Genomic DNA, 14,950 nt, shown 5'->3' on the forward strand with positions numbered 1-14,950 from the left:
TGGGTATTCGGTGAGCTCATTTGAGGTCCACCCGCAGTCCGAACGACGGGATGATGGGAAGTTGATCCACGCGGTCGCCCGAGAAAATGTTGTATTCGAAGATATTCGCCCGGTCGTAGGCGTTGATGACCCCGCCCTGGAGCGTCACATCCCCGAATGCCTGCCGGAAACGGTACTCCACGCTGAGGTCCAGGCGGTGGTACGTCGGCAACCGGGCAGCGAAACTCTCCGCACGAGACACGAACGTGGTGCCGTTGCCCGTCAGGTGCTCGTCCGAGGCCGGATTCGTGACCGTCACGCTGTCGTAGTAGCCGTTGACTTTCGTGAAGGGGAGACCCGATCCGAATTGCCAACGTCCGGACACGGCGGCGGCCCCGACCTGCCACTTGATCATGGCGTTGGCCTGATGCCGGCGATCGTGGGGAGGCCGGAACCGGGCCTCCTCCAGGAAGCCTATACCCCCGCCGGCAAAAAAGAAGGATTGGGACCGTTGGCGCGGACGGTGGTACGCTACCCCGGCAAGGCTGTACCCCACGCTGGCAGCCACGCGGCGCGTCTGTACGTCCACCGTCACATCCAGGCCCTCGGCGCGCCCCTCCACGCTGGAGAATACCGCTACCTCATCCACCTGCCGGGTGAACACGGGAAAGGCAATATGCTCCAGGTCCTTGCGGTACGCTTCCACGGACAATTCCAGCCAGCGTGTGAGCACGCCTTTCCAGCCCACTATGAGATGCGTGGCCTGGGGTACGGGCAGATTGCGCGGGGAGGCGGCCCAGGTCGTGAACACATCCGATACGTCCTGCTCGTTGGTCAGCCCCACGATCTGCTGGTGGTAGACCCCCCAGGCGGCGCTGAATCGGTGGCGTGACACAGGCAACCACGTCATGCGCAGCCGCGGCGCCCAGGTCATGTCCCGCCCGCGGGAAAAGGCTTCCACGCGGAGGCCGGGTTCAATCCGGAACGTCCTGTTGACACCGATCCGGGCCTGCATGTATCCCCCGCCACTCGTCATGGCACCGGTCACGGCGCGCTGGGCGGTACCCACGTCGAACTCGAACTTGTGGGTGTTGCCGAACATGCCGAAGTGGAGGTGACTTTCGCCCAGGAGGTACGAAAAGTTGATCTTCAATGCGTAGTCGTCAATGTCTGACGTGCGCAACTCGGTGGGCGTCAACCGGTAGCGGCTCCGGATGCGCGAGTAGTACGTGGACAGCTCGGTCGTCACCGCCGATTCGGGCGGCATGTAGAAGTACCGCGCCCCGTAGGCATCGTTCTTCCAGGTGGACCGGCGTGTCGTGGCGCTCCCGGTGCTCTCCAGGTTGCCGGAGTCATACGTCTGCAGGCCCGTGAAGGAGAAGGTGGACGTGGGTGTCAGGAAGGCATGCAATTTCGCGAACCGGTCGCCGAAGCGGAACGGCATTTCCTGACCCAGCAACGTGGGCGCCACGCGATCAATGATGGATTCGCGGGCGGAAAGCACCAGGGAAACCCTGTCTTTCGACACCGGGGTCTCAATCCGGATTCCGCTCAGGAACGGGGCCATGGAGGCCGAGACCCGCGTCCGGGACTTGTCGCCGTTGCCGGTGGCAATGTCGATGACGGATGAGATCCGTCCGCCGAACTGGGCCGGGAAGCCCCCGGCATAGACGTCCACCCAGGCAATGTTGTCGGCCGGGAAGGCGCTGTAGAAGCCGACAATATGGAATGGCTGAAAGATCGGGATACCATCCACCAGGACCAGGTTCTGGGTGGGCGTGCCCCCCCGGACGAAGAGTTGGCCGCCCCGGTCGCCCGTGGTCACGACACCCGGCCGGGTCTGGAGGTATCCGGCCAGATCATAGGTCACGTCCGGCATGGGTACCGAGGCCAGGTCCCGGGGGCGGATGCTGGTCACCCCGGCATCGTAACCACCACCCCGTCCGGCGACGGATTCAACCACCAGCTCCTGCAATTCCGTGGATGAAGGAGACAAAGCAAGATCAACGGACAGGCCCGCGCCCGTCACCACGACCGTCTGTTCCACCGGCCGATAGCCCACGAACGACGCCCGCAGGCGATATGCACCCGGGCCGGACACGTGCAGGACATAGTGGCCATCCCGGTCCGCAATGGTGCCTGCCACCCGATCCGCGCCGGAAAAGACCTGGACGGTCGCACCCGGAAGCGTAGTGCCGGTGGAGGCATCCCGGATGATGCCGTCAATCGGCAGCGTCTGGGCTGCGACGGGTGTGGTGAGCACCAGGAGCAGGAACACCATGGGCCAGCCGGCCGAAACATTTGGGCATCCCCGTTGCGTTGAAGTGTCCATGCGCATCACCAAATCCAATATCCGGTACGTCCTGCTCGCCTTCCTGGCGGTGTTTTTCGTATTCGTGGTGGCCGATACGCTGGGCATATTCAATCCCGAACCGTGGTATGAAGTGCCACACGGCAACCATACACACTACTTGCCGAAGGATTGCGACCCGCCCCTGTCCACCTCACAGGCCCCCACCACGCGTCCGGGACCCGGTGAAACCGTCGATTGTACCGGGGCCATCGTACCCATCCTCCCCTGATGCCGCACCGGCCGACAGCCGTCCGATGGCTTCGGCATCCAGCCGCATCTTGAGCCAATCGTCGAGGGGTTCGGCCCCCAGTTGTCTGTAGAATGCGATGGCGGGCTCGTTCCAGTCCAGTACGCTCCATTCCAGGCGTTGGCACCCACGCTCGGCGGCCAGGCGCACCAGGGCCGTGAGCAAGGCATACCCTATGCCCCGTCCGCGGGACGACTCCTCCACATACAGGTCTTCCAGGTACATCCCGAAATTGGTCAGGAAGGTGGAGTAGCTGTGGAAGAAGAGGGCGAACCCGACCGTCCGTTCATCCACTACGGCCACCAGGGCTTCAACCCGGGGTCGGGCATCGGCGGCCAGCTGGGCGCGGAGGCGCGCCTCATCCGGCCGGGATTCGTGGGCCAGACGTTCGTATGCGGCCAATTCGTTGATGAGACGAACCAGCTCCGGGGCGTCGTCGGGCGTCGCGGGACGGATGTACATGGCAATGGGGGCAGGATTACCGGAAAACGGTCAAAAGCCCGAATGCACCGGAAGTTCTAACAACATAGACCCCGGCGGGCAGATGCGTAACCTCAATCCGGTTGCGGCCGGCGGCGAGCGGGCCGGACCAGACGGTCCGGCCGGTCATGTCCATTACGCGGGCGTTCCCGGGCGCGTCCACCCGGACGGTCACGCCGTCCCGCGCGGGATTCGGGTACACGTCGAGCTGCGCCCCCTGCTGCCCATCGCGCGCATGCTCAACGCCCGTTCCGGTTTCGGCCGGTTCCCACAACGCCCATCCTTCGGGGTCCAGGAGCACCGTCTGGATGGACGTCGGAAGCGTGCCGGCAGGAAGCGGAATCCGGAACGTCTGTTCGCCGGCATCCAGGACGAAATCGGCCACGATGACGGTATCGGCCAGTACCACGTGGAGGGGGACCGGCATCTCGAACGCCGGGATGTTCGACGAGTCGAACTGCTCCTGCCGGAGAACCACGTCCACGGCATCCGCAGCGGGCGTCCACGTCATCCGGATGACCGGGTGTCCGGTCCCGGACCGGACCCATTGGTCAAGGAACCGCTGGAAGTCCTGGCCCGACACCGCCTCCAGCACGTCCTGGAATCGCTGCGTATCCGTCAGTCCATGCCAGGCGCCGCCCGGCTCATCGGCGCCCGCATAGGCATGCAACACCGCTCGGTACACGGAATCGCCGACCATCCGGCGGATCATCCGGAGCACCATCCAGCCCTTCGTATAGACCCGCGTGGCATCGAACATGTCGGCCACATCGGTGGTGTCGGTGAGCACGAGGGTACCCCGGGCCCGCAGCGCCCGGTCCCGGTACAGGTCGAACAGGAAGGCGTGCATTCCCTGGAAACGGTCCGGGTCCGATTCCATATGGAGGAACTCGGCCTGCGTGGCGAAGCCTTCGTTCAACCACAGGTCCTCCCAGGAAGCCAGTCCCACGCTGTTGCCGAACCACTGGTGGGCCAACTCGTGGCTGACCAGGTTCAGACCGATGTTGCCCATGGAGCTCATGGTCTGATGCTCCATGCCGCCCCGGAAGGTGACCTGCGCGTGCCCGTACTTCTCGTTGGCGAACGGATACGGGCCGTACCAGTCCTCGAACAGCGGCATCATGTCGATGACTTCGCGCCAACCGCTGAAATCGTCAATCCCCGCAAAGGCATTACCCCCCGCAAACACATAATGCAGGATGGGCAGTTCCAGCGGGCCCCACGTCGCGGCCAGGGCCGGGGGACGGATATACGCCTGCTCGTACACGTCGTACGTACCGGCCGCCAATGAAATCAGGTACGACGCGATGGGATAGTGGTGCTCCCACGTCCATGTGGTCGTCCCGTCGGGGTGAGCCTCGCTGGAATCCAACAGGCCGTTGGACCCGACGCGGATGGGATCCGGTACCCGGACGGATACCCGGACCGAATCGGCCTTGTCGGACGGATGGTCGTGGTTGGGCCACCAATCACTGGCTCCGTAGGGCTCGCTCAGCGTCCAGATGTAGGCCCCGGAGGACACCGTCCCGGTTTGCCAGGACCCGAAACCCGATGAAGCCGGGGTCCCGTCGTACGCCACCGTGAACCGGAAGCGGTCTCCCGACGTGAGCGGGTAGTCCACGTACAGATGGCCGTCCGCATGCGTGTATCCAAGGACGGCGCCCGAGGCATCCCGGACCGCCCGCACCTGCAATACCGATGACAACTCCAGCGTGACGGCCTGAAGGTCCGTCCGGGCCCATCCGTCCACCGTGACCTCGCCCCGCAGTTCGGGGGAGCCCCCGGGGTCCACCTCAAGCGCCAGGTCGTACCAGGTCACATCAAGGTGCTGTCCGGTCGCGCTCCCCGCTGGAAGCGCCAGCATTGCAAGAGCCGCCATCCACAGGCGCAGCGTCGGGATCAGGACGGTCTTCATGGGAATCGGGGGATAACAACCGGGAATATACCGTTTCCCCCGTTCGAAGCATGTCCCGCACGTACGGTTTGCAGTATCCGCACCCGGTACCGAACCGGACATGCTTCGCCAGCGCACACACGGTCCGGCAATCGTGCCGGACGGCAACGTCCTTCAGGGCGGCGAAGGTAACGCGGTCGCAGACGCATCGATCAATCCGCATGTCAGCGCAGCACCAGGGCGGTCGGTGCAGGACCCACCGTCCATCGTTCGCGAATACTTCCGTCCCGGCCGAGGACATGGACCTGGCCACTCACCGTGTAATCCGGGAACGGACCGCTTCCGGACCGTGCCAGACGTCCCACGTAGAGCGCGTCCTGGTCCGCATTGTACGCCACACCCGCTATGCCCGTCACCGCAGGATCATCCTCCGGAACGACGCGCGCGCCGAGGGAACGCGTGGCCAGGTCCACCACCTGGATGGATCCGTCCGAAAGCGTGACGAACAGCTCGGAGGTCCGCTCCGACACATGGATGGCCCGCGACCCGTTGGCATTGCCGGCCTGGACATCCAGGTCCAGCACCTGGACGACCGTGGCGGAACCGGCGCCGGACTCCAGAAAAACCACCGTGCCCGGTGTCTGCGCAAGGACGGCCGAGAAGTCGTCGTTGTACACGGTTTTCCCGGTGCAGACCACAATGAGCTCCGTCGACGTGGCGCTGCGCCGTCCGAGGTCGCGTGGGCCGTCGCACGGCAGGGCCACATCCGTCACCTGCCGGTCCGTCAGGCGGATCCGGGACAGCGAGGAGCCTGCGCCCAACGATCCGTTGTTGGCCACGAACAACACGTCACCCACGATGAGCATACCCTCGGGGGCCTCGCCGACCGGTATGGCCGGTCCCCTGGCGCCGGTCGCCCGGTCCACGGGGACCACCGTGCCCGGCGCGCCGAACACGAAGTTGGACACCCAGGCGGTATCGGCCGTGAAGGCCATGTCCCGCGGGGCGGCGAGCCCGGTCCACTGGGCCGTGCGCACCAGCCCGGACGGGGTGTGCGTGAAGACCTCCACGCGTCCCTCGGTGAAGGTGTTCAGCAGGACATGCACCTGATCCCCCTCCGGGACCAGTCCCTGGACGAAGCCGCCGAGGTCCGCTCCGTGGGCAACCTGGCCGTCATCCAGGGCAATGGTCGAAAGGAATCCGTTCTGGTCGGAGAAATTGCCCCCGTTCGCCACGATGAGGTCGCTCGCCGGGACGTCTTCGGGCGCGTTCGACAGCTCGCACCCGGCCAGCGTGATGATGAGCAACAGGGCCGCAATGGCGGGTTGGGAGCGGAAGGTCGGGATGATCATTTTTGCAGAAGGATGGGTCTTGGAACGAAGGATTTCGAAAGGGTGTGTGTGGAGGGCTTTTGCGCCCAGGGCGCGGGTTCTCCGGGCAATCACGCTCACGGCACCGTGCTGAGGCGAATGCCCCCCTGGACGTGCCGGGGCGGCAGCGGATACAGGCGCATGCCTTCCAGGTAGGCGTCCAAGGCGTTGTTCACGCGCAACCACGCATCCAGCCGCGCGCCCGGCAGACGCACCGAATGGCCCAGACGGACATCGAACGAGGTTTGCGGTTCGAGCCAGCGGGACGCGTCGGCGGTCATGTAGCGTCGTCCGGTGTGCCGCGCGACGATGTCCACATGCCAGCCGTGGAGCGCAGCCCTCACGGCTCCACCGGCCATTCGGGAAGGCGTATAGCGGAGTTGATGATTGTAGGCGGGGGCACCGGGCCGGGACCGGTCCACCGCAGACACCATGGTGCCGTGCAGTGTCCATGAGAGGTCCAGGCGACCATCGGATGCCCCACTCAGACGGAACTCCAGACCCCTGGACACCACCAGGCCCACATTTTCCGGCGTGTACACCCGGACCACGGACGTGCCGGCACCCGCCAGTTTGGGCCGCCACACGATCCGGTCCCGCAGATCGGTCCGGAACGCCGTCACGGATACGCCTCGGACGTCCAGGCCCAGTTCCGTCGTCCACCCCAGTTCCGGACGCAGGTCCGGATTGCCTCCGGGAAGCCAGTATCGGTCCGTGAAGGTGGGATGCCGGACGTGATGCCCACCCGCAGCACGTATCCGGACCTGTCCGCGCAGATCCCTCGACACGTTCAGTCCACCTCGCATCCCGAGCGGGACACCCGGTGCGGACCGCATCCCCACGAAAGCCTCCAAACGGCTGCGTTCCGTGGTGCGTGCCAGCGCAAGGCCCGACTCGGTCCGCCATTCGGCATGATCCGTCGTCCGGGTCGCATCAACACGGGCACGGTCGTGGTCCACGCGCAGCGACGGCGTCACCACCCATCGGACCCGCGCGGACTCCCGCATCCACCGCACATGGGTCTGCAGAAAGCGGGTGGATGCGCGCAGATCGCTGCCGGCCGTACCCGACGGACCATCGGAAGACGGGTCGCGCCATGCCAGGTCGTGCCCGGTCCAGGCTCCGTCCACCCGGATGCGCAATTTTCCGGAAAGCCGGCCCGTCTCGATCGATCCTTGCGCCCGGCCGAGGGTCGTGGACTGCCAGGCTTCGCCGGGGGGGCTGTTCACGGGACCGGCCAGGCCCCGTTGCGAGGCGCTCCACCAGGCCAGCAGGTTGGTACGGACCCGACCATCGTATGCATGGTGCGCCATGAGGCTCTGGGACGACCGCCCGGCACCGTGCCGGGTCCGCGCCACATTATCCAGGGCATAGGGATCCTGGTACGGAAACGCGCCGGGCGTGCTGCCCCCCTGCCAGGCCAGCATGCCGCGACCGCCGAGCCCCTCGCCGCTGACTTCCACCCCGTACTGCCGCTCCCCCCACTCGCCGGCCACAGCATGCGTGGTCACCCCCGCGTCCCGGGGGCCCACGTCCAGGTGCAGCCCACCGCCGAGCCCACCATGGCCGTCTCCGAGCCCACCCCTCAGCGCAATGCTCCGCAGGCCGGCCACGGGAATGAGGGACAGGTCCACTTGCCCGGTCTGGGGATGCGTGAGCGGAATGCCTTCCAACAGCACCGTCGTATGGCCCGCCGACAGGCCCCGCAGGGACAGGTGGGCCGAACCCGTGGCGCCATACTGTCGCAGGTCCACGCCCCCCATGCCGGACAGCACGCCGGCCAGATCACGGGCGGCATCCATCGAGCCCGGAGGCGGCCTGAATGCCGGCCCGGATTGCCGCTCGGCCTCCACCGTCACCTCATCCAAAACGACCGTACGGACCGAATCCACCTGCTGGCCGCGGGCGTCGTGCACGAGCACAACGACCAGCACGACGACCGACCACAAAAAACGCGAAACCATGAAAAAAGCCTGTCCCTCAATGAGGTACAGGCCGACGACGACACGGGCACCTGTTCCGCAGGTGACCCCATGTCATGGTATGCCCATACCCCTTGTCCCGGAGGTGAATGGCATATGCAGACAGGTCGGTCTCCTGGCTTGCGACGGTCCCGGGGGGCCACGGAAATCCGGGACCGGGAGGGGCGGAACACTCGCCGACGACCTCTTCCCGTCTCCGCGTGGAAACAGTGAGGGCCGGGTCATTGCGCGCCGCCGCGCGTCGCCTACAGTTGCGGGTACAGCTCCGGAATGGACGAAAACGACACTCGGGTCGGATCCATCGGCACCGGATTCCCATGGGGGGTAGTGAATACCTCCCACCTGTCGGACGTATGCGAAAGAGCACAGGCAATGTACCCTCTCCGGGGGCACCGGGTCAACCCGCCGTGTGAACCGAACAGGAGCCGTGCGCGTTCGGTGCCTCATGAAACACCTTGCCTCCCTGCTGTTGCTCGTGGCACTGGCCCGACCGGGCGCCGCACAACTGAATAGCCCACAGTCGAACACGCGACAGCCGGACACCCTGGTGGTCTCCATGCAGGAGGCCATCCGGGCCGCCCTCGACGTATCGCCCGAAGTGGGCCGCGAACAGGCGCAGGTCGACTACGCCCGCGCCCGCCTGGGGCTCGCCCGCAGCAGTCGCTTCCTGACGGAATTCACCGCGACGTCGGCGCACGCCGCCTCACCGGCCATCGACAACCCGAACGGAACGCCGACGGACCGTCTGTACCTGGACCCGGACGTCCGGAACGACTGGGACGACCTGTCCATGTTCAACCGGCTGGAGATCGAAGCCATCCAACCGCTCTGGACCTGGGGTGAACTCGGCGGCAACATCCGGGCGGCGCGGGCCGGCGTAGGCGTGGAAGAGGCCGCCCGCGACGTGAAAACCCTGGACGTGGCCGTGCGGACGGCCGAGCTGTACTGGGCGCTCCTCCTGACCGAGGAACTGCACCGTCTCACCGGGGAAGCCGGCGACATCGTACGCAAGGCGAAGGATGAAATCAGTCGGCTGTTGGAGGAAGGAGCGGAGGACGTGGACTACGCCGATCTGTACCAGGTCCAGATCACCGAGCAGGAATTCTTCCAGCGTTCCGTGGAAGTCGATGAGCGCCGCCGGACGGCCCGCGCCGCATTGCGCCGGCAGCTGTTCCTGCCCGACGACCAGACGGTGGCCGTCACCGATATCACCCTCGAGCCGCTTCCGTTCACCCTGGAGGCCCTGGAAACCTATCAGGCAAGGGCACTCGGCGAGCGGCCCGAACTGCGGCAAGCCGCCGCCGGCCTGGAAGCCCGGGAGGCCCTCGTGGAGGTCGCCCGCAGCGCCTTTTTCCCGAAACTCTTCCTCGGCGTGAACGCGCGTTATTCCTGGGCGCCGGACCGGCACCGCCAGCGCAATCCTTATGTCGGGGACCCCTTCCTGTCCCGCAATCTGCAGGCGGGACTCGGCATGCGCTTGAACCTGAACCTGGCCCAGACGCGCTCCCGCGTCCGGCAGGCCCGTGCCGAAGTGGATGATGTCCAATACCAGGCCGACGCCGCGCGCCAGCTCATCCTGTTCGAAGTGGAGGAAGCGTACAGGAATGTGGTCATTGCCCGCGCGGCGGTGGACGCCCGCGAGGCGGCCGTGCTCGTGAGCCGGGAGTGGTTGCTGGACGAGCAGATCAACTTCGACCTCGACGTCGGCGACACGGAAAACCTCGTCAAGGCCGTCCGGGACAACCTGAGCCTGCGCGTCCAGCGGCATGAGGCCGTTTTCAACTACAACCGCGCCGTCATCCGGCTGCTGGCCAAGACCGGCCGCCTGGCCGACCTGGCGGCAAGTGGCACGCTTGTTGATACTCCCTGAGGAAAACAGAACCCATCGTGAATACCATGTTCTTGCGGACCGCATCTTTCCTCTTCCTGCTTTCGGTAACCCTGTCCGTCGCGCCAGCCCTGCCGGTGTTCGGCCAGGCCACCTCCGCGGACATCCGTGCCCTGCTGCAGGAACGCGATCGGAGCATCAAACAGCTGCTCGGCAAGGAAGGGGACATCACGGATGCCCAGCGGGACGAACTCCGTCTGGCCGTAAACGACTTCATCGACTTCCGTGAGATGGGCATGGTGGCCCTGGGCCCCCATTGGGACGAGCTCTCGACGGACCAGCAGGATACGTTCGTGCAGGTCTTCGGTGATATCGTGCGCCACCAGTCGCTGGCCAACCTGGATGTGTACCGGTCCAGCGTCACCTACGACGAAATCACCGTCGATGGCGACCGCGCCACCGTCCTCACGACCACCACCCACAAGGACATTCCGATGGTGGTGGCCTACGAACTCATCCGCAAGGGAGACGCCTGGTTCGCCTGGGACATCATCCTGGACGAGGTTTCGACCGTGGGCGGATACAGCCGCAGTTTCCAGACCGTCATCCGGAAGCGGGGCTTCGACTCGCTCATGACAAGCCTGAACAAGCGACTGGACAGCATCCGTACAGAATCCTGAACAGGCGGCCTGAACATTTATCCTGAATCCGCGTTCGCCGACCGTTACCGAACGGTGCCTGATCGGCTCAATACGTGGAAGGATATGTAATGCATACGTACGGACCGGAGAAGTATCTCCGGCACGCGGTGGCCTCCGTACAGTCCATCCGGCGTCACGACAGGCGTCGTCCCGTCGCCCTGTATTGCAGCGAAGCGCAACAGGCCCGGCTCAAGGAAACCGGCCTCGATGCCCTGTTCGAGGTCCTCGAAGTCCTGCCGGAAGCGCATCGGTCCATCGTGGGCTTCAAGCATCATCTGGAGAAGTTCAAGCCCTTCGAGCGCTCACTGTTCGTGGATGTGGACATGATCTGGTGTCGCAATCCCGACCCGCTCTGGCAACAACTCGCTGCATTTCCGTTCACGGCCACCGGTATTGAGCGCTCCGATGTCTTCTTCGGCGGCCCGAAAGGCCTCGGATTCCTCGTGGACTGGATGTTCGACCGGCGACGCAAAACCATGCGTCACTTCGGGTTGAGCTACCTGCCACGCATCCAGGCAGGCATGATCTATGCGCAGGATGACGACGTCACCGCGCGGATGTGCGAGCGGTCGCGGGAATTCCTGTCCAGGCGCCGCGAAACCCATTTCCGCTCCCGGCTGGATGAGGGCCGGAGCGAGGAAAGCTGCGAGTGGAGCATGGCCATGGCGGCCAGTTCGCTCGACCTGCCGGTATTCCCGTGGTTCCAGGGCCAGAACAGCCCGCAGCTCGACTACGTGGACGGCTTCGTGGAGCACGACCCGTCGTTCCGTCGGGTGCGCGTCCGCTATTACAACGATGCGTTCGTCCGCAACCTGCGGGGCATCCCCTCCAGGAGGATCAGGGATACGCTCATCGGCCTGGCCGCCCGACTCCCCGGCAAGGGCGACTGGATGTGGGCCACCCCGTATGTGCTTCATTTCGGATGGATGCACCACAAGCAACCCTATTACCTTCTGGCCGATGCCGTTTGGGATGCGTTGCTCGAGGGGGATTCGTCGGACGGCAGTCGATCGGTGCACCCTCCCATCGCCGAAATCGCATCATAAAAGATGCCACAGCATGCCGACTTCGTCGGGATGCGCCGCGGCCCAGACGATCATACCCACCACCAGCAGGGTGCCCGGATTCAACACCCAGAGGGTCGCCGCCGTGACCGGCCGGATCCGGGTGACGCGGGAAACGTCGATGGAGGTCCGGATGGAGGCCCACAGGGCACACAGGACCCATGCTCCCCCCAGCAACAGGCGTCCGGTCACATACGGTCCCGTCAACAGCCCCATGGCAATCGGGAGCAGGGCGATCATCTGCCAACGGGGCCATACGGCCAGCATGAGTGCCTGACTCGGCAACAACGGGTTTCTTCGTCCCGTGGCCAGGACCTGGATGCCCATCCAGACGGAGATGAATACCAGGGCTCCACACCCCAGCAGGATGGTCAACACGACGGGGGCGCCCAGCAGGATGGTGAGCGTTGGAGCCCAGGCTTCCGGCAGCAGTCCGTGCACGTACCAGCCCACCGGCGTATCGTACACCCCGGACAGGAAGACCGCCCCGATGAGGCCGATGGACAGGCCGACGAGGGTGATGAGCGCGGTACTGGTCAGCGGCAGCACCTCCCGCGCTTCGCGCACGGCGTTCCGGTAGAAGCCATGCGCCATGAAGTACCGGGGCAGCATACTCCGGAAGCGTGGATTCCCGGCATACAGCACGGCCAGGAACGCCAGCAGGAACCAGCCCAGGAGAATCGGCCACGACGACGGACGCTGCGGCGGTTGGGCAGGCAGGGCAAAGGTCTGCTGCAGATCGCGGGATATCCCGCGGACCACCTGGAGGGCAGGGCGGGGATTCCCCGATGCGGTGTACAGGCCGTACCGTTTGCCCCAGGCATCGGACCCGTCCCGCCATCGGTGGATGAAGAAGGCTTCTCCGGCCAGATCGTGCAGGGCTTCTTCCATGAACCGGGCCTGGTACAGGGGAGCGCCCGGAATATTCCGGCCGTCGGGCACGCCAGCCCTGACCGCCGGTCCCATAGCGCCGATACCGACGGTCGTCCCGTCGTGGGCCAGCCGGTATCTGTTCAGCCACACCCGGGTACCGGTTCGTCCGCGAATGTCCAGCAGGACCCGGTCCACCACCGCTCCGCACGCGTCTCCTTCCACGAATGGCGTGACGTAATAGGTCCGGTATCCAGCCGCGCGGGCCTGCGACGACAGGCGTTCGAGGAGCCGGCATACCCGGTCATCCGTGGTATCCAGCCAATCGCCCAGTCCCAACCAGCGCAAACGAGGACCGGATGCGACGACAGCCGTGGACCGCTCGGCGCGTTGCAATGAGTCGAGCACGGCCGACAGCCCTGCAAGGGAGTCCGCGAGCGCCGTGCGGGACAGACCCTGCATGGGCAGATCGCGCCAGAGCTCCATGCCGAGCGAATCGGCCATGCGCGCCAACCGGGGCCCGGGCAGCCCCGTCGTACGCACCCGCGCCACGCCCACGGCCTGCATTTCCAACAGGTCGGCCGCCGCGGCCTCGAACGCCGCGGGCGGGTCCCATACCACACCCGTGCCGATGGTCTGGGCCTGCAGGGGCCGCCATGGGCTGGCCGCGGCCACGATGGCCATCAGGACGGCTATGAGGAACGTACGCAGGGACATGCGGGGCGGGGTTCTCCGGATGAATGCCCAAGATAGGGCGAAAAAATGCGGAGCCGCGCCCCCGGAAGGGGCGCGGCTCCGCCTACCGAACCACTACAGCCGGAAATGCATACAGCCAATGCATTGTCGGCCATGGCCAGCCGTGCTCACGGGCTGGCCGGTTCGTTCTTGGAGTCCGGCAAATGAGGAGCTCAATCCATCATTTTGCGCAGGAAAGCCGGTACGTCCGTATCGCCCTTCCTGATTCGCTCACCGGACTCCAATTCGTCTGCACTCAGCCGCCGGACCTTGTCGCCCGATCCGCCCCCGTCCCCGGACGTCTCGTCCAGTTCGATGGGATGACGGCGTCGGGTGTAGGCCGGCTCGTCGAGTTTCTTGAGGCTGTCCGCACCCTTGTAATCCGGGGCGAACATGCCCGCATCCGCCGGGACACGACGTGAACCCGCCAGGACGGCGGGTTTCCGCGGCTCACCCTTGGGTTGCTTCTCGAACCCGGTCGCGATGACCGTAATCCGGAGGTCTTCTCCCATGTTCTCGTCGATCACTGTACCGAAAATGACCTCCACATCATCCCCGGCTTCGCTCTGGATGATGCTCGTGGCGGCCGTGGCCTCCCGGATGCCGAGCGACGGTCCGGCCGTGATGTTCACCAGCACGTTGCGCGCGCCCTCAATGGACAATCCGTCCAGGAGCGGGCTGGAAAGTGCCTCACGGGCAGCCCGTTCAGCGCGATCCTCACCGGCGGCCGTGGCAGCCCCCATGAGCGCCGTTCCGCCGTTCCGCATGGTCGTCTTGACGTCGGCGAAGTCGAGGTTGATGAGTCCGTGCACCGTAATGAGGTCGGAAATACCCCGCGTGGCGTTGTACAGCACCTCATCGGCCTTGGAGAAGGCATCCATGAGCGTGGTGTTTGCCTCGGCAATATCCAGCAGGCGCTCATTCGGAATGATGATGAGCGTATCGACATGCTGCTTCAACAGCGAGATGCCGGCCTCGGCCGAGCGGAGCCGTTTCGGGCCCTCGCACTCGAAGGGCTTGGTCACGATGGCAACGGAAAGGATGCCCAGCTCCTTCGCAATGGCAGCCACGATGGGCGCACCCCCGGTGCCCGTACCCCCGCCCATTCCGGCGGTAATGAACACCATGTCGAATTCCTTGAGCGCCTCTTCCAGGTCCCGTCGGCTCTCCTCGATGGCCTCGGCCCCGACACTCGGGCGTGCGCCAGCCCCAAGCCCCTTGGTGAGACCGCGCCCCGCCTGGATCTTGGTGGACGCCAGATTGGCTTCCAGGGCCTGGGAATCGGTATTGATGGCAAAGAAATCCACGCCCTGGATTCCCTGCTTGATCATGTTGTTGACTGCATTGCCGCCGCCGCCGCCGACGCCGACCACACAGATTTTTGCTTCCTCATTGCTTGCATCGTCAAATGCAAAATGAGTGCTGAATGTTGAGTCCATCATGAACC

General features: G+C 65.3%; 12 protein-coding genes and 1 riboswitch. Of the genes, 4 read left to right on the top strand and 8 right to left on the bottom strand.

Going from position 1 to position 14,950, the window contains the following annotated elements; genetic code table 11:
- Positions 1-16 precede the first annotated feature (16 nt).
- Positions 17-2,260 (bottom strand): TonB-dependent receptor, encoded by a 2,244-nt coding sequence (locus tag RIE53_01620; protein MEQ9103375.1) that lies wholly within the window; start codon positions 2,258-2,260, stop codon positions 17-19.
- Between the two features lie 49 nt (positions 2,261-2,309).
- Between RIE53_01620 and RIE53_01625 the strand changes: the two genes are divergently transcribed.
- Positions 2,310-2,561: a hypothetical protein gene (locus RIE53_01625; protein MEQ9103376.1), complete on the top strand. Its 252-nt coding sequence runs from the start codon at positions 2,310-2,312 to the stop codon at positions 2,559-2,561.
- Here RIE53_01625 and RIE53_01630 read toward each other — a convergent pair.
- Genes RIE53_01630 through RIE53_01650 form a run of 5 tightly spaced genes read right to left on the bottom strand, consistent with a single transcriptional unit; the run spans position 2,484 to position 8,287 of the window.
- The gene (locus RIE53_01630; GenBank protein MEQ9103377.1) at positions 2,484-3,041 is read right to left on the bottom strand and encodes a GNAT family N-acetyltransferase; all 558 of its coding nucleotides are present in this window, start codon (positions 3,039-3,041) and stop codon (positions 2,484-2,486) included. The two genes, RIE53_01625 and RIE53_01630, sit on opposite strands and share 78 nt — an antisense overlap.
- Before the next feature lie 16 nt (positions 3,042-3,057).
- Complete coding sequence (locus RIE53_01635; protein ID MEQ9103378.1) at positions 3,058-4,974, bottom strand: M1 family aminopeptidase; 1,917 nt, start codon at positions 4,972-4,974, stop codon at positions 3,058-3,060.
- Positions 4,880-5,254, bottom strand: coding sequence for a (2Fe-2S)-binding protein (locus tag RIE53_01640; GenBank protein ID MEQ9103379.1), 375 nt, complete (start codon positions 5,252-5,254; stop codon positions 4,880-4,882). The genes RIE53_01635 and RIE53_01640 overlap by 95 nt, the downstream gene beginning before the upstream one ends.
- A complete protein-coding gene (locus tag RIE53_01645) occupies positions 5,178-6,404 on the bottom strand; it encodes a hypothetical protein (GenBank protein MEQ9103380.1) in 1,227 nt (408 codons plus the stop codon). The genes RIE53_01640 and RIE53_01645 overlap by 77 nt, the downstream gene beginning before the upstream one ends.
- A complete protein-coding gene (locus tag RIE53_01650; GenBank protein ID MEQ9103381.1) occupies positions 6,401-8,287 on the bottom strand; it encodes a TonB-dependent receptor in 1,887 nt (628 codons plus the stop codon). Before RIE53_01650 ends, RIE53_01645 begins: the two co-directional genes overlap by 4 nt.
- A 105-nt stretch (positions 8,288-8,392) precedes the next feature.
- Positions 8,393-8,666: riboswitch (cobalamin riboswitch) on the bottom strand.
- Between the two features lie 84 nt (positions 8,667-8,750).
- On the opposite strand from RIE53_01650, the gene RIE53_01655 reads away from it, so the two are divergent.
- The 3 genes from RIE53_01655 (at position 8,751) to RIE53_01665 (ending at position 11,880) form a co-directional block, all read left to right on the top strand.
- On the top strand, positions 8,751-10,175 hold the full coding sequence (locus RIE53_01655) for a TolC family protein (protein MEQ9103382.1): 1,425 nt from the start codon (positions 8,751-8,753) through the stop codon (positions 10,173-10,175).
- 26 nt (positions 10,176-10,201) lie between these two features.
- Entirely contained in the window at positions 10,202-10,813 is a 612-nt protein-coding gene (locus RIE53_01660; protein ID MEQ9103383.1) for an ABC transporter substrate-binding protein, read from the top strand.
- A gap of 74 nt (positions 10,814-10,887) precedes the next feature.
- A complete protein-coding gene (locus RIE53_01665; GenBank protein MEQ9103384.1) occupies positions 10,888-11,880 on the top strand; it encodes a hypothetical protein in 993 nt (330 codons plus the stop codon).
- Here RIE53_01665 and RIE53_01670 read toward each other — a convergent pair.
- Both RIE53_01670 and ftsZ read right to left on the bottom strand, forming a co-directional pair.
- Positions 11,875-13,485 (bottom strand): hypothetical protein, encoded by a 1,611-nt coding sequence (locus RIE53_01670; GenBank protein MEQ9103385.1) that lies wholly within the window; start codon positions 13,483-13,485, stop codon positions 11,875-11,877. The two genes, RIE53_01665 and RIE53_01670, sit on opposite strands and share 6 nt — an antisense overlap.
- 191 nt (positions 13,486-13,676) lie before the next feature.
- Positions 13,677-14,945 carry a cell division protein FtsZ gene (ftsZ, locus tag RIE53_01675; protein MEQ9103386.1) on the bottom strand — a complete coding sequence of 423 codons (1,269 nt, stop codon included), beginning with the start codon at positions 14,943-14,945 and terminating at the stop codon, positions 13,677-13,679.
- Positions 14,946-14,950 lie beyond the last annotated feature (5 nt).

This window comes from Rhodothermales bacterium (assembly GCA_040221055.1).
GTDB lineage: Bacteria > Bacteroidota > Rhodothermia > Rhodothermales > UBA10348 > 1-14-0-65-60-17.